Source organism: Bacillus sp. LBA3-1-1.1 (assembly GCF_040676495.1).
Taxonomy (GTDB): domain Bacteria; phylum Bacillota; class Bacilli; order Bacillales; family Bacillaceae_G; genus Bacillus_A; species Bacillus_A nitratireducens.
The window spans coordinates 142,093-167,415 of record NZ_JBEGIB010000012.1 but is presented as its reverse complement, the minus strand read 5'-3'; the positions used below and the strand labels follow the sequence as shown (position 1 = coordinate 167,415).

The window sequence follows — 25,323 nt, the reverse complement described above, 5'->3', positions numbered from 1 at the left end:
GTAAATAATCCTAATATAAAAAATTAAAGATCAATTACTTATATACTTTGTCTTTTATATTCATAAACTTATTAATTAGTATATCTAAATCCCGACTAAATAACAAAACTTTATCATGATCCAATCCATGCCTAGCAACAAGTTGAATTAACTCTTTCTTTTTGTGTTCTATTTTATTGTGTAATTTCCCCATCTCCATCTCTATACTAAAACTCCCTTTTCCCATAATATTACTTGTAAAATTATAGTACATTTTTACCAATAAAAAAATAAAAAAATGGTTTTTTTTACAAATTTTATATTTATGAAAAGAAATTTTAATGTAATTGTAAGCTACGTCCCCCTATTATACGCTTCCATATTGTTTTACCCTTTCAAAAAGTGCTATGAAACTAATTGTATGTCATATCTAAATTGGCTCACAGGCTCTTGTCTAATTAAAAGTAAGACTTGCTCCTTTTCCAAATAAAAAACATATCTTATAAAGTAATCCATTAGTTATATAGATTAATTTCCTAAAGAGGAGGAAAAAACATGAGCTTTGGTGGTAGTTGCGCTGGTTTCGGCGGTGGATTTGCTTTACTCATCGTGCTATTCATCCTTCTAATCATTATCGGATGTAGCTGTTGGGGTGGCGGCGGAGGGTTTTAAATATAATACGTATCCTTTTCGCTAAACTCTAAATGAATAAAATATGTTAACTAAAAACTATACGAAAACAGCTCATATTTGAGCTGTTTTTTCATACTTTCGTATGAATTTATGTCCATCTTTTTTGTGATTTCAACTAACAAGAAATCGTTTACTATGGAATAAGAAACATTTTTACTAAGGAGGATTACAATGATTACAGTTTTTTACGAAGTACACTTATATGTTGAACTACTTATAGAAGTAAAAATGTATTTAAATGAATGGAAAAAACATATACAAACATCACCAATAGATCAGGATTAATTATTTATGTCAACACAATCCATGTCGTATTCCATACTGCTTAAAACAAATAAAAACTTTAAAAAACTATTTTATGGTCAAACATTAAGTGTACTTGGGGATTGGTTTCATACTTTCGCTTTATTAATACTCGTCTATAGCATAACAGAATCTTCATTTATGTTAGCACTCACCTTTATGAGCAAGGGGTTACCTCAACTTCTTCTGAGCCCATTCATTGGCGGAATTGTAGACCGTTTTTCAAAAAAGAAAATTATGATTTTCACCGATATTTTACGAGGAATTATCGTCCTCACTTATTTATTAGCAGTCTACAAAATTGAAATTATTTTCATTTCTAATATATGCTTATCAGTACTCTCTTGCTTATTCGAGCCTGCTAAGCAATCAACTCTAAAAAATATCGTACTTCAAAAGCATTTAATAACCGCTAACTCTCTTTCTAGTACAATCAATGGTTTTATGTCTATTATGGGAGCTTCTTTAGGTGGGATCATTGCACAATCTTTAAGTATCGAGATTGCCTTTTTTATTAATAGCCTATCATACTTTATTTCAGCCTATATTATTTATAAAATGAGTATTCCTGCTCGTGATACTTTTACCACGAAAAAAGCATTTTTTACTGATATAAAAGATGGTTATACATACATATTACAAAGCAAAATTATTTTAACATTAATTCTTGTCGGCATTTCATGGGGCATTATTGGAGGTGCCTATCAGTTACTGCTAACAATCTATGCCGAAAGAATCTTCCACACTAACATTGGTATTTTATATACGATTCAAGGGGCTGGGCTTATGATTGGCAGTCTCCTCGTTAATCTTTATATGTCTAAAAATGAAAACAAAATGAAAAGAGCATTTGGTTGGGCCTATTTACTACAAGGAATTTTCTTTCTCGGATTCATTCTATCCGATCAACTTATTATCGGTATCATTACATTACTCTGTATGCGTATAGCAGGGGGAATCATCGTTCCACTTGATACGACATTACTACAAACGTATACGCAAGAAAGCATGATTGGTAAAGTTTTTTCATTTCATTATTCCATCTACGGATCGTTTATTCAATTATCTATGTTTATTACAGGATGGCTTTTAGAAATCCTTTCTCCTCAAGTAATTGGTAGCTTGTTAGCTATATGCTGTATTTTTGTTAGTTTTATATGGCTTTTCTTGTTTTATGGCGGGGAACTTAGTGAAGAACCTATTGATAATCAATAGGTTCTTCACTAAATTTTATTTGATCTCATTTATTAGCGCTGCGTAACAATACAATTATTTAAAAATGTCAACCATATTCGTTAATGGGCCCTATACGTGAATGCTATTTGAGAAGAAACTAAGTATTTATGTTAAAATATAAATAAGTTTGTGAAGGATTGCACTTAGATTTTAGACTTAAAATATTTATTGAATTTGATTAAATAGGAGGGCTATTTTGGGAATCACTTTAATTTTCATATGTATTATATTGGTGGCTTCTGTTTTGCAAACAAGTACAGGTTTTGGCTTTTCCATAATGGCAACACCTTTCTTACTAATGTTATTCTTACCACAAGAAGCTATACAAATTAATATTATTCTATCCTTAATTATTTCAATATCACTCATTTGGAAAATAAGAATGGACATTGACTTTATTCTACTGAAAAGGTTAACTATTGGAGGTATAGTTGGTGTACCTTTTGGTATTTTACTCTTCATTTCCATTAACATAAACGCTTTTAAATTAGCAATTAGCATCCTGCTCTTACTATTAACATTGATGCTAATATGCAACTTTAAGGTTAAATCAACACCATTTAGAGATTTTATAGTTGGTGGATTATCAGGGCTTTTAACGACAAGTATCGGTATGCCAGGGCCTCCCCTGTTACTTTACTTTACAGGAACTAATACTGAAAAAGAGAAGTTGAGAGCAACTACTTTAGCTTTTTATCTGTTTATATATTTCATTAGTCTAATAACTCAAATACTCTTTACTGGAACGAACAAAACAATTTGGGAATCAAGTTTTTATGCAATTCCAATTGTATTTTTAGGTTTGTTTATAGGACAAATTATTTTCAAATGGCTTAATCAACGAATTTTTAAACTTTTCACATATATCCTTTTGAGTTGTACAGGTATTTATCTTCTTGTTGAAAGTTTGAATTTGTTATAGAAGGTGTTTTAGATTGTACAATAACAGATAAGTTTAAACGAAATTATTGCTATATTTTTAAGTACGAGGTAGTATCCTATATCAAAACTTAAATAACTTTATGGTCAGTTTACAATTAGTAATACCAATCATCGTTCTTTCATAAGACAAATATTTTAAAGCTAGAAGACCATCAATAGAATATTAACTAAACGATAAAAAGCGGCTATTATGCCGCTTTTTATTTTTATATTAAATATGGTAAAGCAAGGAGACTACCCATTGCTATTACAAATACACTGAAAAAAATCATCCAACCTTTTTCTAAATCTGTATACTTTCCTACCTTAACTCCGCGTTTTTTTAACTCTATAATAATCATTGCGATTTCATGTGCATACGCAACACTTCCAAATTGTATATAATTGTTATTATATTTAATCTCAAAGACATTTTTCATTTTTTTATGTTGCGAAACGGATTGTATATCCTTTATTGGCATGCTATGTTCATTTGTCTTTTTAAAATAGCAATCTAACCCTTTCATGATCACCCTTTTATTTGTTAAAACGATATAATAATAAAAGGTAGCTCCTGCGTATAATATATTGGGTATGACTTTATTATTTACCATACCCCCTTCGTCTACTAACAGTTCCTTCTCAATTTCTTCACCATCTTGTAATTCATTGCCAATTGACTCTTCTAACATTTGTAAAGTTAATTTTTTTAATAACTCTCCATTTCTCACATAATACTTATCTATATTTATAGACTCATTCGCTTCCTTCTCTAAGCGTGTAATTTCTTCTTCTGAATATTGGAGCTCATTTAACATCGATAATAATCTTTTATCCATATTACACACTCCCTTTCCACAGTTTTTGAAGTTTTTTCTTCCCACGCGAAATTCGATTGTATATATAATCCGCCGTTACTTTTAATTCTTTCGCAATATCGTCAATGGAATACCCATCAATATACCTCTTTAAAAAGATATATCGATCTTTCTTATTTAAATCTTGAACTATTTCCATAATCTCTTCTTCTTGTTCTATTTCATACCTATCATGGACACTTGTATCTATTTCTACGTCTTTATCGATTTTATTCTCTTTATATACTTTCTTTTTATATTCCAATGCCTTTAATTTAGTAATACCAATCATCCAAGATTTTAAGTTTCCCTTTTCTATATCAAATTGTTCGATATTAAACCAAATGATAGTAAATACATCATTATAACAATCATCCACATATTGTTTTTCAATAGGGGTACTTAATGATTTATGAATAATGTACAAAATTAATTTTCCATATTGATCAATCACTTCTTTCAAAGCATCTTGATCGCGTTTTTTCATAGCTATAATTAAATCCTCTTCAGAATCGAAAATCATAAACATCATCCTTCCTCAGTTCCCCTTTAGCAGCTGCTTTTACTTACTATTGGCATTTCATTCTCATTTTCTATCACTTTTGTAAAAATTTATTAATTTTTATTTCTATGTATATGATAACAAACAAAATACCTAAGTTCAGAAAGAATAGACAGCTTTCTGAACTTAGGTATTTTGTTAAGGCTATTAACTTATACTAAAGTTTCATCACAAAACTCTGTTACATTTTTAAAGTATTGCAAGTTCTCATTCACTTCATCTTCATTAAACAAATTAAGCTGCTTCATTATTTCAGCTGCAAATTCAACATATGCAGACCCTACCGCTGTAATGACCTTACCATCCACAGTTACATCTTTCTTTTGTTTATATTTCCATTCATGTAGATGCGCTAATTGTTCTTCATCTGAAGTTAATGATGTCGAGAATTTCTTCATATTAAGCACACCAGCTGCATGTAGTAAGGCTGTTTCTGCACAAATCCCCGCAATCCATTTATTTTGCTTATGTAATTCACTTACAATAGATAACAGTTGTTCATTTTCTAAATGGTGAAAAATATGCCCTCCTGGTACAATAAACACTTCATAGTCGACTACTTCAATATGCTCTATAGAGACATGTGGTTGACACAAAAATCCGCCTTCTCCTGTAACTGCTTTTCCGTCTACAGTTGCTGTTATTATTTCAAATTCCTTACTTTTCAAAAACAAACTCGCTACATTCACTTCAAATTCTGCAAATCCATCGAATAAAAAGATTAAAGCTTTCTTCATGTTATCGCCTCCCTCTATACCTATTCGAAAACAATCACATTTCTCCTCCAAAAAAAGACAAACCCGCATTACAGGTTTGCCTTTTTACTTATTTCTTATTTAATCCTTTTTCATTTAAAAACTCTTTCATATGCATTCTTTTCTCTTTGGACATAAATGAACTCATTGATTCTGTCCATGTTACGTTTTTTTGATTTGACGATCTTTCTTTGTAATACGCACTCATCGTTTCATCATATTCGTTTAATAATTCATCATATTTCTTTTCATCGTATCCATTTTCATGAAGAATTGCTGCTACCGGTAATCGTGGTTTTACTCCATGCTCTTCATCTGGTACGCCGAATGTCATTCCGAATACCGGATATACTTTATCCGGTAAATGAAGCAATTCACTCACTTCTTTCGGGTTATTACGAATTCCGCCAATATAACAAATACCGTATCCTAAAGATTCAGCTGCAAGCGCTAAGTTTTGTGCAAAAAGTGAAGCATCTACCGTCGCAACGATAAAGTCTTCCACTCCTTCATGTTTTATCTCTGTACCATGTTTTTCACACGCCATTTCAAGTCGTTTTAAGTCTGCACAACAAACAAAGAATGCTGCACAGTCTTTCACGTGACGATTCCCGGATAATTCAGCTAGTTTACTCTTTAGTTCCTGATCTGTTACATATATAACAGAATACGCCTGTACAAAATGTGAGGAAGCCGCATGTTGTGCAACTTGCACCATTCTTTCTACTACCTCTTTTGAAATTGGTTCTTCTTTATATTTACGAACTGAAACGTGTTGCTCCATTTTATGTATCATCTCATTCATGAAAGTCACTCCTTTTTTCTCTTCATAATGAAAAATTAACATATCTTTTTCAATATTCACAACTTATAAGCACAAAAAGAGCAATTCTTTTTGAATTACTCTTTTTTAAGTATCTTTTATTACGGTAAATGAAATTATATTAACTTACTGGAAACTACCGAGAAATCCGTACTCTATTATTGTTACGCCGTTTTTAAAACTTTAACGCCTTTTACGATATTCCAAATGAAATAATAAATCCCTACTAAAATAAACACTGCATACGTTATAACCATCCCAATTCCAACGCTCTCAGACTGATTGAAACTTAAACCGTATACTCCTGATAGTGCTAATCCTCCAAATAAAATTGCGTATGGGAAAATATGTGACCAAAATGCTTTTTTCGCATGATATTTCACTTCATCTTCCGCAACGAAGTATACGATAATTGGTAGTAAAAATGGTGCAAAAAAGATACTAAAGTAACATAGCGAAGATAAAATATTATTTCCTTTCAACCGAATCACCTCTAAAGTTTTTTGTTATCTTCATTATGTCAGGAAACCCTGTTAGAAACTATCGCTTTACCTTTCATGAACATGACATCTTTGTAAGATTTTCCTCAAACGAAAACCCACCTGGAATCAGGTGGGTTTTCGTTTGAGTTTCATTATATTCGATTTAATAACCAATATTGTGTGATCGCTAAATATTCTCGAACATTCGATTTAATAACAATTGGCTTCGGTGTTTTCGCCGGAAGACCTTCTAATGTCAATCCTTGTTTTTCTGCAATCTTTTTCGCTCGGAACATATGAAAATCGTTCGTTACAATCATCCCTTTTTTCATATTTTCAGGGATAAGAGGTTTTGAGAATTTAATATTCTCATCTGTGCTCGTCGAACGTTCTTCCATTATAATGCGGTCTTCTTCAATGTTTTGTTTCATTAATCCTTGTTTCATCGCTAATGCTTCTGTAATATCTTCACCTTTTCCTTGGCCTCCAGATACGATAGCAATTGTTTTATCATGTAATTTTAAATACTCAGCTGCTTTATCAATACGATATTGCAATGAATAAGACGGTTTCGTTCCATTTACTTTCGATCCGAGTACAATAATGTAATCAGCATCATCAGGCGCTTTCATATGTCCATACTTATAAATATTATATTGCAAAAAACCTGCATAAACAGCACCAATCATCAAGATTACTACACTATACTTTATAATTTTTTTCTTTAACATTCATATATACTCCTATTTTCTCTATTTATTTATCATAATATCCACTGATTCATTTGTATACAGATAAATTCCAGTTCAGCATAAATTACCCTCTAAAGTAATATTAATCATATCTTTGGGAATAGTAAGTACAACTTCGCACGAAGGAGTGTACATATTGCTCGTTTTTTTATGTAATGTATCATTCTTTTTTATTTTATTTTTAATGTCGCTTAAGTTATTAGGTAAATCCGCGCTAGCACAACTAACTCCTCATGATTTTGGCGCTATTATCTTTTTATCTTATTTAGCCTTTCAAGCGATACCAGTCGACGGTGCTTTACAAGCATTTTTCGGCATGGTTACCATTACATGCTTACATCTACTTCTTACAAAACTAAGCTTATTAAATAAATTAAATCGTTTCATTCTCGGGCACCCCATTATTTTAATAAAACATGGGGATATTATTTTTGAGAACTTAAAGAAAAGTAGATATCCAATTGCTGAATTACTCTCAAACCTCCGAGTGGCAGGATATCCAAGTGTTCATGAAATTGAATATGCAATTTTAGAATCCAATGGATCTATAAGTATTTTGCCAAAGAGAGAACTCGTACCATTGACTCCGAAAGATATGAATATAGATGTTAAGTATGCAGGATTACCAATTGCTCTTATCGTTGATTCACAAATTCAATACGATAACTTAAAGTTAATCCATAAAAACGAAAAATGGTTACATGCAGAGTTAAAGGAGAAAGGCGTTACAAATATTAAAAACGTTGCTTTCGCTTCTGTGCAGGAGACAGATGGATCTTTTGCGGTTAGTTTAAAAGAATGAAAAAATCCCCTTATTTGTTCAAGGGGATTTTCTTCACTATATTGCTTCTTTCTCTCTCGCCATGTTTAACGGAACAGGATGTTTCATACGATTCATCGTAAATACGATAATTGCTGTCAATACTTCCGCTACTGGCATAACGAGCCAAATTCCGTTTATACCAAATAATTTCGGCATAATCCATAACAATGGAATAATAAATAGTAAACCTCTGCTCATTATGATAAGTACTGATTTTTTCGTTTGTCGCACTGATTGGAAGTACTCTCCATATACAATGTTATAGCCTAAAAATACATATTGAATAAAGAATAAACTAATACCTGTTAACGTTAACTCCAGTAGTTCTGGCGATTGAACATCAAATAAACCAATAATATATTTCCCGAAGAATAAACCGATAACAATTGCAATACCTCCGAGTACTACTACAATTTTTACAGCGAACTGCAATCCTTCACGTAATCTTTCTGATAAATTTGCACCATAATGGAAACTAGCAATTGGTTGTAACGCTGCACCAACACCGAAGAATAATAGTAATGTCATTGCATGAATACTATTCACCATCGCATAAGAAGCTACACCTAGTTCTCCTGCATATTGAACGAATGCAATATTAAAACCAATTGTTACAATTGCTACTGTACTTTCTGCTGTAAAACTCGGGAAACCAATCACCATAATTTGTTTAATCGTATCCCATTCAAAATGGAATTTCTTCCATTTTAAAATACTACTTTTTCTAAAGAAGTGAGATAATAATACGAGGAAACCAATCGCTGCTGAAAGAATAGTCGCTGAAGCAGCACCTGTTACGCCCCATCCAAAGATGAAAATAAAGATATAATCAAACACTATATTTAATACAGCCGTTACAACAAGACCTGCCATTGCTAAATTAGGATTTCCGTCATTTCGTATAAATGTACTTAAAATATTTTCTAACACGTATATCATTCCAAATGTTAATAACACGTGTAAATAGTCTAACGCATATGGTAAAATCACTTCATTTGCACCGAATAAGTATGCTATATCTTCTATTCTCCATAAGCAAATAGCTGCTAAACCAGCTACGATAATAACTGCCACTGTCATAGATTGAGTAAAAATAGACCTTGCTCTTTCCAGTTTATTTTCCCCTAGTGCAATGGAATATAACGTTGCTCCGCCCATTCCAATCCATAATGAAATAGAGAAGAAAATTGAAAACGCTGGAATAGCTACGTTTACTCCTGCCAAGCCGTTTGCGCCAACTCCTCTACTAATCATGACCGCATCAATCACAATATTAACCGACATTAATACCATCCCAAGAACAGCTGGTATTAAATAAGTAATAAATAAACTTTTAATTGGTTTTTCTCTTAATTTTTCTGTTGTTTCCATCATATAAATGCTCCTTTTTCAATGCTCTGTTCACAGTTTAAACCTTCAAGTTACTTGAAGGTCAATAGAGAATCAAAAAATATATAAGCCTATTTTTTATTTATTTTTTAACAACAGGTATTTGAATTTCCGTTACTTGCTCCTTCGGATTTTCTGTTACAGACCAGTCAATTAGCGCAAGCTCAAGTGCATCTCCGCTTACTTCGTATCCTTCGTTATCAATGTGCTTTAATAATTCCGTATACGTTGCGTCTGTTTCTTCATATGGTCCATGGTGATAAGAACAAGCAAATAAACCTTCTTTAATTTCATCAGAAGTCTGAACTTGAAAAGGCATATAATCCAAAAGAATAAAAATACTACTATACGCTTGAAACTCATTTTGAAGTAATGCTTTTTTTGAAACTGTTACACCGATATCTCCTGAAAATACACTATTATCAATTTGCTTCATATTTTTTTGCAGCGAATGGATATAATATTCAAACATATCATCTGTTGTATTGGGGGCAACCGCAATTGCTGTTATTTTCCTCTTTGATATCTTTTTAATTACAATTCGATCTGTTTCCGCTTTCGTCGCTTTCTTCATTAAATGAATTTTATGTTCCATTTTTGCCAAAGCATACTCGATTTCTCTTTGCTTTTTTCGCATCATTTCTTGTTGTTTTTCTAGTAAATTCAGCGCATAAGACGGATTCCGTTCATCAATATATTTTTTTATTTCCTTTAATGGGATATTTAATTGGCGTAAAAATTTAATTGTATCTAATAGTGAAAACTGATCGATTGTGTAATAGCGATAATTGGTTTGCGGATCAACAATTGACGGATGAAAAATTCCTTTCTCGTCATAATAACGTAATGTAGATTCCGCTATATTATGCATTTTTGCCATTTCTCCAATGGTAAAACGTTTATTTAATAACATTTTTCTTTCTCCATTCATTATGTGTAAACTTTATTACTTCTTATTATATATCTATATCTCCCATTTCTAAAACGAATCCTCTCATGAAAATCTGCTATTTTTTCATTGATTTTTAATAAATTTTATTATATATTAATTACAGGTTCAAATTACGAGTTCAAAAGAACTTGTAATAAGACCCTTTGTTTAATGGGTTTTACATATTTTCATTAGGCAAATTCCGAGAAATCGTATGATAAAAATAAAAATGATGAGGAGATGATCAGATGGAATTCGAATTTTTCTTTCAAATTGCACTTATTTTATTAAGTACAAAGCTTGCTGGTGATCTTAGTGTTAGATTAGGTCAACCTTCTGTACTAGGTAAATTAATTGTTGGTATCGTTATCGGTCCAGCTGTATTCGGTTGGATTGAAAATTCAGAGCTTCTAACACAATTAAGTAACGTCGGGGTTATTCTTTTAATGTTCATGGCTGGACTTGAAACAGACTTAGAAGAATTAAACGCAAATCGTAATTCTTCTTTAGCAGTTGCACTCGGAGGTATCATTCTTCCATTCGTAGGTGGTTACGTTTCCGGTCTTGTTATCGGAATGGAACAAGGGAACGCTGTATTTTTAGGATTACTTCTATGTGCGACAAGTGTTAGTATTTCCGTTCAAACACTTCGTGATTTAGGTAAAATGAAAACACGTGAAAGTACAACAATGCTTGGAGCAGCTGTATTTGATGACATTCTTGTTGTTATTTTATTAGCATTTGCAATGAGCTTCTTAGGTACAGACGATGTTAACTTAACAATGGTTATCTTGAAGAAAGTTGTATTCTTCGCTTCTATTATTTTAATCGGATGGAAAGGTGTTCCTGCGATCATGCGCTGGTTATCACCATTACGCGTATCTGAGTCTATCGTGAGCGCGGCTCTTATCATCTGTTTCTCATTCGCATATTTCGGCGAACTATTAGGAATTGCTGGTATTATCGGTGCTTTCGCAGCTGGTATCGCTATTTCTCAAACGAACTACAAACATGAAGTAGAAAAGAAAGTAGAACCAATTGCTTACGCTATGTTCGTTCCAGTGTTCTTCGTTAGTATCGGTATGAATATTACATTTGACGGTATTGGCAATCAAATTTGGTTCATCCTAGCATTAACAGTAATCGCTGTATTAACAAAACTAATTGGTTGTGGATTCGGTGCACGAATGACTGGATTTGACGCAAAGTCTTCGGCAATTATCGGCGCTGGTATGGTTTCTCGTGGTGAAGTTGCTCTTATCATCGCAGGAACAGGACTTTCTTCTGGCCTATTAGCACAAGATTACTTTACAGCTATCGTTATTGTCGTTATTTTAACTACAATGATTACACCACCAATGTTAAAATACACTTTTGGTGCAAAAGATAAAGCAATGAAAGCAAGTAAATAAGTTTCATATAATAAAAGGAGATTACTATCTAATAAGATAGTAATCTCCTTTTTCATTTTATCTTTAAACAATTCCATTCATTTTTAACCAGTTTTCAAACATAGTTCGCGCTTCTTCATCATCGATATCATTACTAAATGAATACACCTTAATGCCATAGTCATCTATATATTCACCTAGCTTCATTCCCTCCACTTTTTTGTAAAAATCATCTACCTCATAGTGTGGAATATAGGCATCCCAAATTGGTTCATTTATTCTTTTATACGCTGTCACTTCTAAATCATATCCATCTTCATAATATCCGATGTGATAATGTTTACTAGGATCATATTTCTCCATTCATATCCCTCCCTTTAAAAAACTATCCTATTTCACGTAATAAACAAAAGCGAGCTGTATATTACAGCTCGCTTAATTAAATACGCTCCATCGCCGTCTTCAACGTACCAACAACGAAAGCAATTTCTTCACTTGATATAACGAGCGGCGGTGCCAATGTTAAGACGTTATTATATCCTGCTGTTGTCATGCCGTTACGCCCAATAATAAGTCCTTTTTCTTTACAGGCATTTACAACAGTTGCGATTTTATCATTATCAATTGGCTCTTTCGTTTCTTTATCATTTACTAGTTCGATCCCAACCAATAGCCCTTTCCCTCTAATATTCCCAACAAGTGGATGTTCTCCGATTTCTTCTTTTAATTGCTCTAATAAAAGTGAACCCATTTGTGCAGAGCGCTCGATTAAATTTTCATTTTCCATAATCTCTAAATTTTTAAGCGCTAATGCACAAGCCGCTGGGTTTCCACCAAATGTATTAATATGGCGGAAGAATTCATATTCTCCCGTTCCTTTAAATGCTTCATAAATTTCCTTTTTCACAGCTGTTGCTGATAATGGTAAGTATGCGCTCGTAATACCTTTTGCCATCGTAACGATATCAGGCTTAACGTCATAGTTCATAAACCCAAATGCTTTTCCTGTACGCCCAAAACCACAAATAACTTCATCACTAATGAGTAGTGCCCCGTGTTTTTGACATGTTTCGTGAACAGCTTTCATATAGTCTTGTGGCGGCATTAAAATACCTCCACCTGTAATGATTGGCTCCATAATAAATGCTGCTATCGTTTCACTTAATTCCCATGTCATGACACGATCGACTTCTTTTACACACTCTACATCATAAATATTTTGTGATTCCATTTCTGGCATACGGTAACAATCTGGAGGCGTTACGTGTAAAAATCCTGAAGCAAACGGCTCATATTGATATCTACGCTGCGCTTGTCCTGTCGCTGCCATTGTCGCCATTGTATTTCCATGATATCCGCGGTAACGTGACATAAACTTATAACGATGCGGTTCACCTTTTTGAGCATAATATTGCCTTGCTATTTTAAAAGCTGTTTCATTCGCTTCTGATCCACTATTAGAGAAGAATATAACATACTCTCCACCAAGCCACTCGTTTAACTTTTCAGCAAGCTTTATAGCTGGCTCATGTGATTGTGACATTGGAAAGTATGATAATGTTTGTAATTGCTTATAAGCCGCCTCTGCGAGCTCTTTTCTGCCATATCCACTATTCACACACCAAAGACCACTCATACCATCTAAGTATCTTTTTCCTTGTGTATCTTCAACCCAGCACCCTTCTGCCTTTGCCCCTACCATTGTATTATTTGGACTAAAGGGACGCATTCCGTGCCAAACATATTGCTCATCTTTTGCTAATAATTCATCAGTCTGTTTCGTTTTCATCATTTCTTCCACCTTCCATAACAACTTATTTTTCACAAAAGCTGCGCTGGTGCCATGATGATTTAAATTTCTCCCTGCTTATTTTCATTCCACAAAATTTTGACAAATCCTACTTACAACACAGTAATATTTATAAGAAAATGACAAAAGAAAAAGAGCTTTTCTTTTAATTCGAAAAGCTCCTCTTTTTTAATGTGAAGATGCATCACTAATACCATGACCAGTATTAGATTTCACGAGAATTTCATCAAACTTCGCTGCATCTTCTTTCTTACTAGAGAAAACGGTTCCTAAATATGCTGCAAGAAACCCGAGCGGAATCGAAATAATTCCAGGTGTCGTATATGGGAATATCGCTTCCCCGACAAAAATAGCTTTTCCAGCTACAGGGTTCCAAACGTTTGGACTTAACGCTACAAGTACAATCGCTGACACAAGACCGACAATCATACCACAAATCGCTCCCGTTGTATTAAAACGCTTCCAATAAATTGTGAATAATATGACTGGTAAGTTTGCACTAGCAGCAACTGCAAATGCTAATGAAACTAAAAATGCTACGTTCAATGTTTGCGCAAATAAAGCGAGTATAATAGATACTATCGCTACTCCAATAGACGCATAGCGAGCCATTGACACTTGCTCTTTTTCCGTTGATTTTCCTTTGCGAATAATTTCATTATAAAAATCATGTGCGAATGCTGATGCTGCTGTTAATACTAGGCCTGCCACTACTGCTAAAATAGTCGCAAAAGCAATCGCCGATACGAAAGCAAATAAGAAATCTCCACCTAACGCTTTAGCTAATAAAGGTGCTGCCATATTACCAGCAGGGTTTGCTTTAATAATTGCCTCATTTCCTACAAACGCCGCTGCTCCAAACCCTAAGAAAATCGTCATAATATAAAACGCGCCAATTAACCACGTCGCATATACAACAGATTGACGTGCCGTTTTTGCATCACGTACTGTGAAAAAGCGAACAAGAATATGTGGTAATCCTGCTGTACCAAGAACTAGTCCTAAATTTAAAGAAAGTGTATCAAGACCATCCTTATACTTTACTCCTGGATTTAAAAACGAATCTTTTAATGGAGTAGCAGTTTTCATTTGAGCGAACATTTCAGTCACACTGAAATTAAATTTGGAGAAAACGATAACAGAAATAATAAATGTACCAGCCATAAGTAGTACAGCCTTTACAATTTGAACCCAGCTAGTAGCTGTCATACCTCCAAAAATAACATACACGGTCATAAGTGTGCCGACGATTAATACAGATGTCGTATATTCGATGCCTAATAATAATTTAATAAGTGCACCCGCACCAACTAATTGTGCAATCATATAAAAAATTGAAATCGTCATCGTATTAAGTGCTGCAACTCCGCGAACTTTTTTCGCATCGAAACGTGCTGCAATCATATCCGCTAACGTGTACTTCCCTAAATTTCTAAGCGGTTCTGCAACAAGATATAGAACAACTAAATAAGCAACTAAAAAACCGATACTATAAAAGAATCCATCAAACCCAGTTAATGCGATTGCTCCGGCTATACCAAGAAATGACGCAGCAGACATGTAATCTCCAGCAATGGCCAGGCCATTTTGCCAACCAGTTAATCCCCCACCAGCTGTATAAAACTCACTCGCATTTTTCGTTTTTTTCGATGCAAAATAGGTTATGACGAGCGTACCGAGAACAATAATTAAGAATAGTGCAAACGCAGTAGTATTCAAATTCAGCCCCTCCCTTTTTGCATATCTTGCAGAATTTTTTGCGAGATTTCATCAAAGGATTCTGCTTTTTTGCTATAAATCATACATAATGCCCACGTCATTATAAATTGCGCAAATGCAAATACCCACGCCCATGTAACATCACCAAACACCGGTGTATTAAGCACCTTTGAATAGGATGTTAAAATAGGTAATGTAATAAAAAAACTTAAAAAGAAAATACTCATCGGAACGATAAACTTCTTTTTCTTATTTAATAGCAATTGAAACTCTTCTGACTGAACAACCTCTGTATAATTCACCTCATTTTGCAACTTACGTGCTGACGTATCATCTCGTTTCATTCTCTGGTCCCCTCTCTTACTTGAAATGCACTTCCCCCTTGCATACCTAAAGACTAAATTTTATAAATATCCAGAAACTTATTTTAATTTTAGACAATCCGTACATTCCTGCAAAGATTTTTCGATAGACATTTTTCGGCATTTTCCCCTAAGTTTTTAATATACTTTTTCACCATAAAATCCGAGTACTTCAATCCACACCAATCGGGATAAAAAAAGTAGTGCTTATCGCACTACTTCTGTTTTTTTCTCTTTTTCTAAATTACGAGCTGTTTCGCTTAATTCAACTTCTTTTCCATCTTTAAGCGTTCCAAATATAAAATCGAATACTGGATTTGAAACACCAAACCAAAACTTTTCATTTTTATAATGGTGTAATATATGCTGTTTTTTTAACCATCTTCCAAACTTAGTGAAGGGACGAATCGGCTTATGTGCAATATAATGTTTCCATTCATAAACGAGGAGCATGATAATCATTCCGACTCCAAATGAAAGTGTAACAGTAACACTTTTTGTAATACCATATGATATAAGTAAATATATAGTAAAACTAGGTATACTAAACCATACAGGCAAAAATAAAAGTTTCAAATCATCTGGATATACGTGATGATCATAATGTAATCTTCTTAACATTTTTAATAAAAATGCGTTTTTAGGCGGCTTTAAATGGAATAAAAAACGATGTGTCATATATTCGTTAAACGTATAAAAAACAATCCCAAACACACACGCTAACATACCGATCCATGTAAAAAATTGCATTTTTAAAATAATGATAAAAATTAATAAAATACTATACATAATAACAATATCATGTTGCAAAAAGAACTCCTTTACCACTCTCTTCATCTTTCTTCCCCCTTTTCCAAAAAAAACAGCCGCAACATATCGTTACGACTATTTCTTTTCTATTTTATTCTATTCACTTCACAAATTTGCCTGCTGTTCTATTGTCGAGAAAAAAGTGTTCGGACCAAATATATTTTGCTTAGGGATAATGTGTTCTACTGCAAACACTGTTACTTCACCCCTTTGTACTTCTCCAATAATAAGCCCAAATATTTCATGATTTACCGCAAACGTTGGTTGTTTCGTTTGCAGCAACCTTGCTGCATTTTTAAATACCGCTTCATATAATGGGTTCCTGTCAGTAATTTCTTTTCGGATTTTTGGTGCTAGTGTGATGATAATTTCTTTTCCGTCAATAGTGGTTCGATACATAAAAATCTCCCCTTCAATCTTATGTGAACAACTGTAAAGCTTTGTATGCAAAATGGATAGAATATCCTACTAAAATAATACCTGCTCCGGCTGTAATATAGCCAAGTGCTTTTGGTTTTAATAAAGTTCTTCCAAAATGTACAGAAAAAGCAATATTTAAGTTCCACAAAATAATACCAATAATAATGCAAAGACTGTACAAAAAAGCTTCTTGTTTCGTTACCTTTGTAAGCAATGAGCTAAGTGTACTTCCGTATATGCCAAACCAAAAAACGAGATTTAATGGGTTGGATATCGCAATTAAAAATCCCGCCATAAAGGATTGTTTAAGTCCACCTACCTCTTCTTTGTTATATTCCATATTCGAGTGGGAGATTCCTTGTTTTACACTTTGAAATCCTAAATAAAATAACAGGAAAAACCCAGTGCAGTACATAAAAGCTTGTACATATGTATACATAAACACAGAAGATAAACCAAAATAAATAAGAAGCATAAACAAAATATCAGCAGTCATGCCTCCGATTCCAACAATCCACGCATGCCAAAACCCACGTTCAATTCCACGTTTTAACATTTCAATATTAATTGGACCTACCGGTGCAGCTAATGAAATACCCAATACTATTTGTTGTATAATTGCTCCAAACATCGCTCTATCCTTTCTACTTCTTTTACTACTAAGTAATGATGGAAATATAGAAAATAGACTAGCTTTCATAAAAATTATTCACTAATACAATACCCTTTTTTATCCAAAATATACAAAAGAGCCATCCAGTTGATGGCTCTTATTTCTCTATCCTATGATGAAAAGGACATTTACCTTTAATCGGTTCTATATCATCTCCAATAAAATATTGCTTCCATTCACGATGGTTAGGATCGCCATAGTGACTAATGTTAGGATGCTTCGGCAGCTGATCCCACTTTTCCACTCGCTCACGAACCATTTGTCTCGAATATGAGCCTTTAGGACGATCTCCTTCTAAGCCCTCGAAAATAGTTCGTGGCTGGAATCCAATAACGAGAGAATTTCCTAAGTGCCTAGTCTTTCGCTGTTTATAAGCCGGTGCATTTCCAAACGCAAATATCGGTTCACCACCAAATGAAAATTCCCATAAATAATGATCTGGATCTGTTGGAATTTGCTTCGGCCATGTTTGATCATCGTTTTCATGTAAATATTGTAGTACTTTCCAAAAATAATCTCGATAATATTCGATTGATTTCTCTTCACATTCCGGTTCTACAAAAAGAAAAAATCCTCTTCTTACAATTGGCCGTTCTTTCATTAACTCCAAAAAAGATAACATTGTATTGGGTAAATGCCCCCAATCATTATGAGAGAGAAATGAATAACGAAGTTCATTCTTTTTCAAAGCTGTTAAACCAAAATAACACGGAAAAGTTGGTTCTAGCACGACATTCGAAAAATCATGAAATTCTTTTGCAACCCAATTCGGTATGTCGACTCTATTTTTCATTCCTTCATTATCTAATAAATAAGACTCATTCATTCTTTCACCTCATTATGTACAGCTTTCATTTAAGAATATTACATACGCGGCTTGTCCTATACCTTATTAAAAATTTGAGCGGAAAGTTATTTAAAAATACAAAAAATAAAACCGCTTACTTGACTAAATTCTACCAATTCGTGTATATTTAAATTAATCATTTAGCAGAATATTCTAGAATATAGCATTTTTAAATTATATTTTCTTTTTAATGAATTTCACTAAATGAAAAAAGTAATCGTTTTTTAGGAGGAATTGTAACATGCAAGGAAAAGTAAAATGGTTTAACAATGAAAAAGGTTTTGGATTTATCGAAATGGACGGCTCTGATGATGTATTCGTACATTTCTCTGCTATTCAAGGTGACGGCTACAAAGCTTTAGAGGAAGGTCAAGAAGTATCTTTCGACATTACTGAAGGAAACCGTGGACCTCAAGCTGCTAACGTAGTAAAACTTTAATCCAACATATGACAGGAGGTTACCTAACTTGGTAACCTCCTTTGTTATTCCTTTGTATATTTCCGTTTTACAGAGCAAAAACTATGTGAAATGCGCAAAATACAAAGGAGGCAATAACAATGGGTTCACATGTAAATGATTTTGAAGAAGTAAAATTCCGTGTAGAAACTGCACAAAAAATGGTAGGTTCTGCAACGATTTCAATGGATCCGGACACATTAGAGCATGCTTCTACTGCAGTAGAAGCAGCTCGCTCTCAGCTTGAAATTATGAAATCTGTTGCAACAGATTTAGATGAGCCATTTTTAATGAATGAGGAAAAGAAATTAAGTAAGTGCGAGCATCAATTACATGAAGCAAAGCACTAAAAAACATCCAGAGAGTTTTCTCTGGATGTTTTTTTTATGACAACTGTTCTCCATATTTTTTCAACGTTTCTCCAACTGTACATTGTCGTATACAAAATGAATGGGCATAATATTTACTATTTGTTTTTCGATTATGTTCTCGCAAAAAACATCCTTCACAATACGTTTCTAATAAGTCATTCACCTCTGTAATGAGTTGCTTTTTATCCACTTTTGCACCTCTCTATTCGGTTATTTCTTTATGACTATCAATGACTGTCCCTTCTAAAGCTTGCGTTGCTAATTGATGCGCCTCTTTATTTTGTTTTCTTGATATCGGTTCACAAACAAGCTTTAATTTCATTTGCTTCGCTTTTTGTTCAATTTGATCTAAGTAATGATTTAAATGTTCATCATAGCAAGGCCATTCACCAGCTAATTGCTGCAGTACAACTTGAGAATCCCCCCGAAGTGTAACCGGTTCATATTTAATTCCTAATTCCTCGAGTGTATTCATCCCGTATAATAATGCTGCATACTCCGCTTCGTTATTATCATATATGCCTTCTATGTATGCATTGCGACGAATTCGGTAATTTGTATTTCCTTTTTTATAGTATACACATATACCAACCCCAGCTTCTTTCGTCTGTACATCATAACCACCATCAAAATAAACTTGAATTTCTTGAGGATCTTCCTCCACTTGCTTACTCAGTTTTTTCATTTCTTTTAATGACCATTCCGCGTCCATTTCATCGAAAAATAACAGTTCTTTCACCCTACCTGTTTTCTCAAAATCCTCCGCAAATTGAAGTACTTCTTCTATGTTCATATAATCTGTTGTTAATTCAGTTTGTAAACCACGCTTCGTTTTATACAACCAATGTATTTTATATTTCATAATAGATTCCCCTTTTATAAGACTTCTTATATTTATCCCGCTATTTGCGGCCAGTAAGACTCTCACCTTAAAATTTAGCGAAGCGAAGAGATCAACTGTCCGTAAATGCCCGATTGGTGCGGGCTAATAATCAGCCGGGGTCCCCCACTGATTAAAGTTTCACTTTATTTTATTATATTTTATCAAGAGTCACAGTATTATATACAATTTAATCATATACAAAAAGAGCCCTCCTAAGTAAGGAACGGCTCTTTCATCTATTACATAAATCTTTCAAATTGCACTCGCTTATTAATCCAGTACATTACAGGCATACCAATTGCCATTACAACAAATTCACCAACTGCACAAGTTAACCAAGTCAACATAAATGGTAAATCAAATGCAAGATGAAGTTCAATTGCTATCATAAACATTGTAATTGTAAAAATAACTATATTAAAAATCATACGAGCCCAAACACCTTTAATAAAGCGCATAGAAATAATAGTTGCAAGTAGTGCAAGAATCGATTGTCCTACTCCAAACACTAAATCGTAAGCGATCATAGGTGAGAAAAAGAGATTCGTTAAAAATACACCTAATACAATCCCGTAAATTGCTTTCTTATTGAATACAACGAGATGATTAAACATCTCTGAAATACGAAACTGTACATTCGTAAAGCCAAATGGCTGAATAAGCATAGAAACAGCAATATATAATGCCGCTAAAATACCATTACCGACTAATGTTCTTATATTCATGACAAAATCTCCTTAGTTTTTTTACGTGGGATGGTTTCGAACCACGTTATTCGTTTTTAAGCAACAAGATTATATTTTACGCAATAGGCACTCTTTCGTCAATAGATTCCTATCATTTACTACCTTTTTTCTTTTGGACAACGTATAATAAAACATATGAAAGATTTAGGAGGTTTCACTTCATGACAGCAACAATTCAAAATGAAAAAGTGATCGTTTCCATTTCTGACAAAGGTGCAGAATTACAAAGCGTTCGCTTAAAAGAAGATAACACTGAATACTTATGGCAAGGCGATTCTACTTATTGGGGGCGCCGCGCACCAATTTTATTCCCAATTGTCGGCCGATTAGTAGATAATACATACTACGTAGATGGTAAACCATATTCTTTAACACAACACGGCTTTGCTCGTGATCTTACATTCTCTGTAAAAGAACAAAGTGAAACGAAAATCACTTATATTGTTACTAGTAATGAAGAAACATTAAAAAAATACCCATACGAATTCGAATTACTCGTTTCTTATGAGCTAGACGGACAAATCGTTCATGTAACATATGAAGTAAATAACCCTACTTCAAAAGAGATGTTCTTCTCAATCGGAGCACATCCTGGCTTCAACTTCCCCTTATTAGAGGGCGAATCATTTACAGATTATCATTTATCATTTAATGGTTCTGAACGCTTAGAAACAAGCGTATTAGAAGGACCTTATCTTTCAAGTAAAAAGCAATTAATCGCTGAAAATACGAATGAATTACCACTTACATACGATTTATTCAAAAATGATGCACTTATTTTTGAAAATATGAATACGGATGAAATCTCTATTCGTTCTCATAAACATAATAAATTTGTAAAAGTAGAATTTGACGGATTCCCATTTGTCGGCGTATGGACACCAGGCGAGAACGCACCTTTCTTATGTATTGAACCTTGGTACGGGATTGCTGATGAAATAAATCCAGCAAAAGATTTCAAGGAAAAAAAAGGAATTCAATCTTTACAAGCGAATGAAACATTTACATGTCGTTATAGTATTACAATCGGCTAAGTTACTCTATCCCCTACTTTAAAGAAACATATAAGTAGGGGATCATCTTATAATTTGGAGGTTTCTCATTTTGATTGAAGTATATATTGATGGTGCATCAAAAGGAAATCCTGGTCCTTCTGGTGCAGGAGTGTTTATTAAAGGGGTTCAACCAGCTGTACAGTTATCATTGCCCCTTGGGACAATGTCCAATCATGAAGCAGAATACCACGCTTTACTTGCGGCATTAAAATATTGCACGGAACATGATTATAACATTGTCTCTTTTCGTACCGATTCGCAACTTGTCGAGCGAGCTGTTGAAAAAGAATACGCAAAAAATAAAATGTTTGCACCACTATTAGAGGAAGCACTGCAGTACATAAAAAGTTTCGATCTCTTTTTTATTAAGTGGATTCCAAGTAGTCAAAATAAAGTCGCTGATGAATTAGCTAGAAAAGCTATCTTACAAAATTAACGGGGGTATGAGTGTGAAAAAAGATTGGATTGCTCCTCTTGCTTTATTATTTGTCTCTTTTATTTGGGGAGCTACGTTTGTTGTCGTCCAAAATGCTATGTCTTTCGTTGGTCCATTTACTTTTAATGGGATTCGCTTTTTATTCGCTGGAATTATTTTATTATTCGTTCAAATGATTTTCTCAAAAAAATCTTCAAAACAGGATATAAAACAGAGTAGCCTCGCTGGATTAATCGTTGGATTCTTTTTATGCGTTGGCTATGTATTACAAACATTCGGCTTACTTTATACAACTTCTTCAAAAGCTGGTTTCTTAACAGGGCTTAGTATCGTTATGGTACCAATTTTGTCTTTTATCTTTTTAAAACAAAAAGCTACCATTTTTATCGTACTTGGTATTGCTGTAGCAACAGCAGGCTTATACTTATTAACGGCTGGTGATTCTTTTCAATTAAACATTGGAGATATACTCGTTCTCGGTTGTGCAGTTGCTTTCGCTGCCCATATTCTTGTTAACGGCTTCTTTTCTAAGAAAATATCACCTTTATTGTTAAGCACATCGCAAGTATTAGCTGTCGGTATGTTTTCTTCTATTTGCGCCTTTTTGTTTGAAGATTGGGAAAAATTATTTTCAGTAGCACTATGGACGAATTCTTCTTTTTTATTTGCTCTATTTTTAACTTCCCTATTCGCGACATCCATTGCTTTTTTCATTCAAACATCGGCACAAAAACATACGTCTCCAACGAGAGTAGCAATTATTTTCGCAATGGAGCCCGTTTTTGCTGCATTAACAGGCGTTCTCGTTGCAAACGAACAACTTTCCATTTCTGCTATTATCGGATGCCTATGTATTTTCCTAGGCATGGTTTTTGTTGAATTACCTTCCAAAACAAAAAAAGAAGCGCAGGCTGCGTGAAGTTACGCTTGTAACTTCCGCATAAAAGCCTTAGCGCTTTTTTTATCTTTAATATCTTCTTCTTTCAATCGCTCTAACAAAGCAACAAAATAACTACCATCAAACTGTAATTGATGTTTAATCGTCGCTTCTATTGCTGCGTTCACAATTCCATCAGATGCGCCAGTATATCCTTGTCCGAACATAATAAACCCTTGCGCTTCCTCTGATAACTTAAATCCTTTCGTATGTAAGAATGAAAGATAATCTTCTACTGTTTGCATGATATTCCCACCTACTCAAAAATTCTCCACTTCCTATCATACATGTTTTTACACCCTATGAGAATGAAATTTATTTGACAACTTTGTAAATCTATCGTCTACTTCGTAGACGATAGAGGATTTCCCTACACTATGAATGAATATGTATAGTAGAACTTATTTCATATTAAAGGGGCGACACGATGAAACAAGCACTATTAATTATCGATGCTCAGCAAGAATTAATGGATGGAAATGAACAAGAAAATGAAGTTTTTCATAAAACCGAGCTATTATCTACACTAAATACAGCCGTACAGAAAGCAATAGATTCAAATGCCCTTATTGTTTTCGTAAGAGATATCGATGTTGCTTCTGGTAGTGGAGAAGGATTTGAAGTACATAATGAAATTAAAGTACCTCAGTCTGCAATCCTTATTAATAAAGCAGCAACAAACTCATTCTATGGCACTTCTTTACTTGAACTTTTAAAAGAAGAAAACATTAACCATATCGTTATCGGTGGATGTAAAACAGAATATTGTATCGACACCGCTGTTAGAACAGCTACTGTACAAGGATTTGACGTTACATTAATTAAAAATGGTCATTCAACAACTGATTCTAACGTATTATCTGCAGAGCAAATTATTGGTCATCATAATAAAACTCTACATGGACATTATAATGTTGATCATTTTTCTATGGTGAGAGATATCGAAGAAGACCTCTTTCAACCAACTCACGACCAATATCGTGATTAATAAAAAAGAATCCTTCATTCAGAAGGATTCTTTTTTATCCAAAAATTTGCGCTGCAATACTGTATAGTTCCCCATTTCTTCTCAAAAATTGATCACTATTTTTCATCATAATTGGTGGTGTATTAACCTTTTGAAAACCAGTAATCTCTAATGCTTTCATGAAACCTTTCTTTCCTTCTGGTACATCAATTCTTAATTTACCATGATGCTCTCTTGCTAAATAATGTACAATTCTCATTGCCATCGCATCATTTTTAGCAACGACTGGTCCTAATATTTTATTTTCTGGTGTTTGTATACTTAAACCGTAACCTAATACATTTTGTTTGTTGTCCTTTACAACGATGCACTGTTCACTTTGGATAATTCTTTTCTTTAAAAATGCTTTTCTATTTGTTCCAAACGCATATTCATCTATTTTTATTATTTTTTCTAAATCACACTCTTCATAATTCATCATATAATCTTCATTTCCTACACAATGATCATTCGCATTGTACGAGTTACATATGTATTTAGAAACATAACTAACAGCCCTGAATCCTAGTTTTTCATATAAAATTTTTCCCTCATCCGTAGCAATAAGCATAATGGGGGTTTGAGTTGATACGCTTTTAACACATGAATCCGTTATTATCTTTCCAATCCCTCTTCCTTTATAATCTGGATGTACAATTACCATTCCAATTGAGGCTAATGTCTCCCCGTATAGTATAATTGCTGTACTAGCAATAAGCTCTTCCCTCTCATTTACTACACCATATACTATACCCGTATTCAAAATCGTCTCAATTTCCTCTCTGCTGTAATCCCAGCCAATATAAGAAGATAATGCTACAATATCCTCTATTTTTCCTTTCCTAAGACGCTCCACTCTAATTTCCAATTCACTCATTTTCCATCTCCATATTT

At 33.6% G+C, this 25,323-nt stretch carries 33 protein-coding genes and 1 riboswitch; of the genes, 11 read left to right on the top strand and 22 right to left on the bottom strand.

Translation table 11 applies throughout. From position 1 onward, the window contains the following. Positions 1–34: 34 nt before the first annotated feature. The gene (locus MRBLBA3_RS11815; RefSeq protein WP_212089950.1) at positions 35–253 is read right to left on the bottom strand and encodes an aspartyl-phosphate phosphatase Spo0E family protein; all 219 of its coding nucleotides are present in this window, start codon (positions 251–253) and stop codon (positions 35–37) included. A 281-nt stretch (positions 254–534) separates the two neighbouring features. Here MRBLBA3_RS11815 and MRBLBA3_RS11810 point away from each other — a divergent pair, with 281 nt between their 5' ends. The 3 genes from MRBLBA3_RS11810 (at position 535) to MRBLBA3_RS11800 (ending at position 3,133) form a co-directional block, all read left to right on the top strand. After that, positions 535–651 carry a YjcZ family sporulation protein gene (locus MRBLBA3_RS11810; RefSeq protein ID WP_000007805.1) on the top strand — a complete coding sequence of 39 codons (117 nt, stop codon included), beginning with the start codon at positions 535–537 and terminating at the stop codon, positions 649–651. A 312-nt stretch (positions 652–963) separates the two neighbouring features. Continuing rightward, positions 964–2,190 carry an MFS transporter gene (locus MRBLBA3_RS11805; protein ID WP_363381357.1) on the top strand — a complete coding sequence of 409 codons (1,227 nt, stop codon included), beginning with the start codon at positions 964–966 and terminating at the stop codon, positions 2,188–2,190. 217 nt (positions 2,191–2,407) lie between these two features. Further along, complete coding sequence (locus MRBLBA3_RS11800) at positions 2,408–3,133, top strand: sulfite exporter TauE/SafE family protein (protein ID WP_363381356.1); 726 nt, start codon at positions 2,408–2,410, stop codon at positions 3,131–3,133. 226 nt (positions 3,134–3,359) lie between these two features. Here MRBLBA3_RS11800 and MRBLBA3_RS11795 read toward each other — a convergent pair whose 3' ends face one another. The 6 genes from MRBLBA3_RS11795 to MRBLBA3_RS11770 form a co-directional block, all read right to left on the bottom strand. After that, on the bottom strand, positions 3,360–3,971 hold the full coding sequence (locus tag MRBLBA3_RS11795) for a PH domain-containing protein (RefSeq protein WP_212089947.1): 612 nt from the start codon (positions 3,969–3,971) through the stop codon (positions 3,360–3,362). Position 3,972: 1 nt separating this feature from the next. After that, positions 3,973–4,518 carry a sigma-70 family RNA polymerase sigma factor gene (locus MRBLBA3_RS11790; RefSeq protein WP_328023085.1) on the bottom strand — a complete coding sequence of 182 codons (546 nt, stop codon included), beginning with the start codon at positions 4,516–4,518 and terminating at the stop codon, positions 3,973–3,975. 185 nt (positions 4,519–4,703) lie between these two features. Next, on the bottom strand, positions 4,704–5,288 hold the full coding sequence (locus MRBLBA3_RS11785; RefSeq protein WP_363381354.1) for a DJ-1/PfpI family protein: 585 nt from the start codon (positions 5,286–5,288) through the stop codon (positions 4,704–4,706). An 88-nt stretch (positions 5,289–5,376) separates the two neighbouring features. Continuing rightward, the gene (nfsA, locus tag MRBLBA3_RS11780; RefSeq protein WP_363381352.1) at positions 5,377–6,111 is read right to left on the bottom strand and encodes an oxygen-insensitive NADPH nitroreductase; all 735 of its coding nucleotides are present in this window, start codon (positions 6,109–6,111) and stop codon (positions 5,377–5,379) included. A 182-nt stretch (positions 6,112–6,293) separates the two neighbouring features. Then, positions 6,294–6,611: a DUF4870 domain-containing protein gene (locus tag MRBLBA3_RS11775; RefSeq protein WP_098218785.1), complete on the bottom strand. Its 318-nt coding sequence runs from the start codon at positions 6,609–6,611 to the stop codon at positions 6,294–6,296. A 152-nt stretch (positions 6,612–6,763) separates the two neighbouring features. After that, positions 6,764–7,342, bottom strand: a complete 579-nt coding sequence (locus MRBLBA3_RS11770) for a YdcF family protein (protein WP_363381350.1) — start codon at positions 7,340–7,342, stop codon at positions 6,764–6,766. 157 nt (positions 7,343–7,499) lie between these two features. Here MRBLBA3_RS11770 and MRBLBA3_RS11765 point away from each other — a divergent pair, with 157 nt between their 5' ends. After that, on the top strand, positions 7,500–8,165 hold the full coding sequence (locus MRBLBA3_RS11765) for a DUF421 domain-containing protein (protein WP_363381348.1): 666 nt from the start codon (positions 7,500–7,502) through the stop codon (positions 8,163–8,165). Positions 8,166–8,201: 36 nt separating this feature from the next. On the opposite strand, the gene MRBLBA3_RS11760 is transcribed toward MRBLBA3_RS11765, so the two are convergent. After that, entirely contained in the window at positions 8,202–9,557 is a 1,356-nt protein-coding gene (locus tag MRBLBA3_RS11760) for an MATE family efflux transporter (protein WP_363381663.1), read from the bottom strand. A 100-nt stretch (positions 9,558–9,657) separates the two neighbouring features. Further along, positions 9,658–10,488 (bottom strand): MerR family transcriptional regulator, encoded by an 831-nt coding sequence (locus tag MRBLBA3_RS11755; RefSeq protein WP_000925938.1) that lies wholly within the window; start codon positions 10,486–10,488, stop codon positions 9,658–9,660. A gap of 266 nt (positions 10,489–10,754) precedes the next feature. On the opposite strand from MRBLBA3_RS11755, the gene MRBLBA3_RS11750 reads away from it, so the two are divergent. Continuing rightward, the gene (locus MRBLBA3_RS11750) at positions 10,755–11,918 is read left to right on the top strand and encodes a cation:proton antiporter (protein WP_363381346.1); all 1,164 of its coding nucleotides are present in this window, start codon (positions 10,755–10,757) and stop codon (positions 11,916–11,918) included. 63 nt (positions 11,919–11,981) lie between these two features. On the opposite strand, the gene MRBLBA3_RS11745 is transcribed toward MRBLBA3_RS11750, so the two are convergent. From MRBLBA3_RS11745 to MRBLBA3_RS11710, 8 genes are all read right to left on the bottom strand, one after another. Next, complete coding sequence (locus MRBLBA3_RS11745) at positions 11,982–12,260, bottom strand: DUF3986 family protein (protein ID WP_000417073.1); 279 nt, start codon at positions 12,258–12,260, stop codon at positions 11,982–11,984. Between the two features lie 76 nt (positions 12,261–12,336). Further along, positions 12,337–13,686, bottom strand: coding sequence for an aspartate aminotransferase family protein (locus MRBLBA3_RS11740; protein WP_363381661.1), 1,350 nt, complete (start codon positions 13,684–13,686; stop codon positions 12,337–12,339). Positions 13,687–13,875: 189 nt separating this feature from the next. Then, positions 13,876–15,426, bottom strand: coding sequence for a solute symporter family protein (locus MRBLBA3_RS11735; RefSeq protein ID WP_212089936.1), 1,551 nt, complete (start codon positions 15,424–15,426; stop codon positions 13,876–13,878). A gap of 2 nt (positions 15,427–15,428) precedes the next feature. Further along, a complete protein-coding gene (locus MRBLBA3_RS11730; RefSeq protein WP_000817363.1) occupies positions 15,429–15,770 on the bottom strand; it encodes a DUF485 domain-containing protein in 342 nt (113 codons plus the stop codon). A gap of 225 nt (positions 15,771–15,995) precedes the next feature. After that, complete coding sequence (locus MRBLBA3_RS11725) at positions 15,996–16,625, bottom strand: sterol desaturase family protein (RefSeq protein ID WP_363381343.1); 630 nt, start codon at positions 16,623–16,625, stop codon at positions 15,996–15,998. A gap of 78 nt (positions 16,626–16,703) precedes the next feature. Further along, on the bottom strand, positions 16,704–16,997 hold the full coding sequence (locus tag MRBLBA3_RS11720) for a hypothetical protein (RefSeq protein ID WP_000286371.1): 294 nt from the start codon (positions 16,995–16,997) through the stop codon (positions 16,704–16,706). A 19-nt stretch (positions 16,998–17,016) separates the two neighbouring features. Then, positions 17,017–17,649: a LysE family transporter gene (locus MRBLBA3_RS11715; RefSeq protein WP_000466555.1), complete on the bottom strand. Its 633-nt coding sequence runs from the start codon at positions 17,647–17,649 to the stop codon at positions 17,017–17,019. 139 nt (positions 17,650–17,788) lie between these two features. Continuing rightward, on the bottom strand, positions 17,789–18,517 hold the full coding sequence (locus MRBLBA3_RS11710) for a YqcI/YcgG family protein (RefSeq protein WP_001005931.1): 729 nt from the start codon (positions 18,515–18,517) through the stop codon (positions 17,789–17,791). Between the two features lie 262 nt (positions 18,518–18,779). On the opposite strand from MRBLBA3_RS11710, the gene cspB reads away from it, so the two are divergent. Next, on the top strand, positions 18,780–18,977 hold the full coding sequence (gene cspB, locus MRBLBA3_RS11705; RefSeq protein WP_001161729.1) for a cold shock-like protein CspB: 198 nt from the start codon (positions 18,780–18,782) through the stop codon (positions 18,975–18,977). 119 nt (positions 18,978–19,096) lie between these two features. Then, positions 19,097–19,345 carry a DUF2564 family protein gene (locus tag MRBLBA3_RS11700; RefSeq protein WP_000534728.1) on the top strand — a complete coding sequence of 83 codons (249 nt, stop codon included), beginning with the start codon at positions 19,097–19,099 and terminating at the stop codon, positions 19,343–19,345. Between the two features lie 34 nt (positions 19,346–19,379). On the opposite strand, the gene MRBLBA3_RS11695 is transcribed toward MRBLBA3_RS11700, so the two are convergent. The 3 genes from MRBLBA3_RS11695 to MRBLBA3_RS11685 form a co-directional block, all read right to left on the bottom strand. After that, positions 19,380–19,556 (bottom strand): zinc-finger domain-containing protein, encoded by a 177-nt coding sequence (locus tag MRBLBA3_RS11695; RefSeq protein WP_000358801.1) that lies wholly within the window; start codon positions 19,554–19,556, stop codon positions 19,380–19,382. Between the two features lie 12 nt (positions 19,557–19,568). Beyond that, complete coding sequence (locus MRBLBA3_RS11690) at positions 19,569–20,228, bottom strand: ribonuclease H family protein (protein ID WP_000875540.1); 660 nt, start codon at positions 20,226–20,228, stop codon at positions 19,569–19,571. 260 nt (positions 20,229–20,488) lie between these two features. After that, on the bottom strand, positions 20,489–20,974 hold the full coding sequence (locus tag MRBLBA3_RS11685; RefSeq protein WP_363381339.1) for a QueT transporter family protein: 486 nt from the start codon (positions 20,972–20,974) through the stop codon (positions 20,489–20,491). Positions 20,975–20,980: 6 nt separating this feature from the next. Then, positions 20,981–21,025, bottom strand: a riboswitch (PreQ1 riboswitch). A gap of 131 nt (positions 21,026–21,156) precedes the next feature. On the opposite strand from MRBLBA3_RS11685, the gene MRBLBA3_RS11680 reads away from it, so the two are divergent. The 3 genes from MRBLBA3_RS11680 (at position 21,157) to MRBLBA3_RS11670 (ending at position 23,405) form a co-directional block, all read left to right on the top strand. Beyond that, positions 21,157–22,029, top strand: a complete 873-nt coding sequence (locus MRBLBA3_RS11680; RefSeq protein ID WP_000127413.1) for an aldose 1-epimerase family protein — start codon at positions 21,157–21,159, stop codon at positions 22,027–22,029. 70 nt (positions 22,030–22,099) lie between these two features. Continuing rightward, on the top strand, positions 22,100–22,486 hold the full coding sequence (locus MRBLBA3_RS11675) for a reverse transcriptase-like protein (protein ID WP_363381337.1): 387 nt from the start codon (positions 22,100–22,102) through the stop codon (positions 22,484–22,486). A gap of 13 nt (positions 22,487–22,499) precedes the next feature. After that, a complete protein-coding gene (locus MRBLBA3_RS11670) occupies positions 22,500–23,405 on the top strand; it encodes a DMT family transporter (RefSeq protein WP_363381335.1) in 906 nt (301 codons plus the stop codon). Positions 23,406–23,407: 2 nt separating this feature from the next. Here MRBLBA3_RS11670 and MRBLBA3_RS11665 read toward each other — a convergent pair whose 3' ends face one another. Continuing rightward, positions 23,408–23,668, bottom strand: coding sequence for a DUF6123 family protein (locus MRBLBA3_RS11665; protein ID WP_002149252.1), 261 nt, complete (start codon positions 23,666–23,668; stop codon positions 23,408–23,410). A 182-nt stretch (positions 23,669–23,850) separates the two neighbouring features. Between MRBLBA3_RS11665 and MRBLBA3_RS11660 the strand changes: the two genes are divergently transcribed. Beyond that, entirely contained in the window at positions 23,851–24,411 is a 561-nt protein-coding gene (locus MRBLBA3_RS11660) for a cysteine hydrolase family protein (RefSeq protein WP_363381333.1), read from the top strand. 34 nt (positions 24,412–24,445) lie between these two features. Here MRBLBA3_RS11660 and MRBLBA3_RS11655 read toward each other — a convergent pair whose 3' ends face one another. Further along, positions 24,446–25,306, bottom strand: coding sequence for a GNAT family N-acetyltransferase (locus MRBLBA3_RS11655; RefSeq protein WP_363381331.1), 861 nt, complete (start codon positions 25,304–25,306; stop codon positions 24,446–24,448). Between the last annotated feature and the right edge of the window lie 17 nt (positions 25,307–25,323).

Excerpts from the sequence above, each read along its gene's own strand:
- MRBLBA3_RS11815 (WP_212089950.1), bottom strand. The coding sequence starts at position 253 with ATGTACTATAATTTTACAAGTAATATTATGGGAAAAGGGAGTTTTAGT.
- MRBLBA3_RS11810 (WP_000007805.1), top strand. The coding sequence starts at position 535 with ATGAGCTTTGGTGGTAGTTGCGCTGGTTTCGGCGGTGGATTTGCTTTA.
- MRBLBA3_RS11805 (WP_363381357.1), top strand. The coding sequence starts at position 964 with ATGTCAACACAATCCATGTCGTATTCCATACTGCTTAAAACAAATAAA.
- MRBLBA3_RS11795 (WP_212089947.1), bottom strand. The coding sequence starts at position 3,971 with ATGGATAAAAGATTATTATCGATGTTAAATGAGCTCCAATATTCAGAA.
- MRBLBA3_RS11790 (WP_328023085.1), bottom strand. The coding sequence starts at position 4,518 with ATGTTTATGATTTTCGATTCTGAAGAGGATTTAATTATAGCTATGAAA.
- MRBLBA3_RS11785 (WP_363381354.1), bottom strand. The coding sequence starts at position 5,288 with ATGAAGAAAGCTTTAATCTTTTTATTCGATGGATTTGCAGAATTTGAA.
- nfsA (WP_363381352.1), bottom strand. The coding sequence starts at position 6,111 with ATGAATGAGATGATACATAAAATGGAGCAACACGTTTCAGTTCGTAAA.
- MRBLBA3_RS11770 (WP_363381350.1), bottom strand. The coding sequence starts at position 7,342 with ATGTTAAAGAAAAAAATTATAAAGTATAGTGTAGTAATCTTGATGATT.
- MRBLBA3_RS11760 (WP_363381663.1), bottom strand. The coding sequence starts at position 9,557 with ATGGAAACAACAGAAAAATTAAGAGAAAAACCAATTAAAAGTTTATTT.
- MRBLBA3_RS11755 (WP_000925938.1), bottom strand. The coding sequence starts at position 10,488 with ATGTTATTAAATAAACGTTTTACCATTGGAGAAATGGCAAAAATGCAT.
- MRBLBA3_RS11750 (WP_363381346.1), top strand. The coding sequence starts at position 10,755 with ATGGAATTCGAATTTTTCTTTCAAATTGCACTTATTTTATTAAGTACA.
- MRBLBA3_RS11745 (WP_000417073.1), bottom strand. The coding sequence starts at position 12,260 with ATGGAGAAATATGATCCTAGTAAACATTATCACATCGGATATTATGAA.
- MRBLBA3_RS11740 (WP_363381661.1), bottom strand. The coding sequence starts at position 13,686 with ATGAAAACGAAACAGACTGATGAATTATTAGCAAAAGATGAGCAATAT.
- MRBLBA3_RS11730 (WP_000817363.1), bottom strand. The coding sequence starts at position 15,770 with ATGAAACGAGATGATACGTCAGCACGTAAGTTGCAAAATGAGGTGAAT.
- MRBLBA3_RS11725 (WP_363381343.1), bottom strand. The coding sequence starts at position 16,625 with ATGAAGAGAGTGGTAAAGGAGTTCTTTTTGCAACATGATATTGTTATT.
- MRBLBA3_RS11720 (WP_000286371.1), bottom strand. The coding sequence starts at position 16,997 with ATGTATCGAACCACTATTGACGGAAAAGAAATTATCATCACACTAGCA.
- MRBLBA3_RS11715 (WP_000466555.1), bottom strand. The coding sequence starts at position 17,649 with ATGTTTGGAGCAATTATACAACAAATAGTATTGGGTATTTCATTAGCT.
- MRBLBA3_RS11710 (WP_001005931.1), bottom strand. The coding sequence starts at position 18,517 with ATGAATGAGTCTTATTTATTAGATAATGAAGGAATGAAAAATAGAGTC.
- cspB (WP_001161729.1), top strand. The coding sequence starts at position 18,780 with ATGCAAGGAAAAGTAAAATGGTTTAACAATGAAAAAGGTTTTGGATTT.
- MRBLBA3_RS11700 (WP_000534728.1), top strand. The coding sequence starts at position 19,097 with ATGGGTTCACATGTAAATGATTTTGAAGAAGTAAAATTCCGTGTAGAA.
- MRBLBA3_RS11690 (WP_000875540.1), bottom strand. The coding sequence starts at position 20,228 with ATGAAATATAAAATACATTGGTTGTATAAAACGAAGCGTGGTTTACAA.
- MRBLBA3_RS11685 (WP_363381339.1), bottom strand. The coding sequence starts at position 20,974 with ATGAATATAAGAACATTAGTCGGTAATGGTATTTTAGCGGCATTATAT.
- MRBLBA3_RS11680 (WP_000127413.1), top strand. The coding sequence starts at position 21,157 with ATGACAGCAACAATTCAAAATGAAAAAGTGATCGTTTCCATTTCTGAC.
- MRBLBA3_RS11665 (WP_002149252.1), bottom strand. The coding sequence starts at position 23,668 with ATGCAAACAGTAGAAGATTATCTTTCATTCTTACATACGAAAGGATTT.
- MRBLBA3_RS11660 (WP_363381333.1), top strand. The coding sequence starts at position 23,851 with ATGAAACAAGCACTATTAATTATCGATGCTCAGCAAGAATTAATGGAT.
- MRBLBA3_RS11655 (WP_363381331.1), bottom strand. The coding sequence starts at position 25,306 with ATGAGTGAATTGGAAATTAGAGTGGAGCGTCTTAGGAAAGGAAAAATA.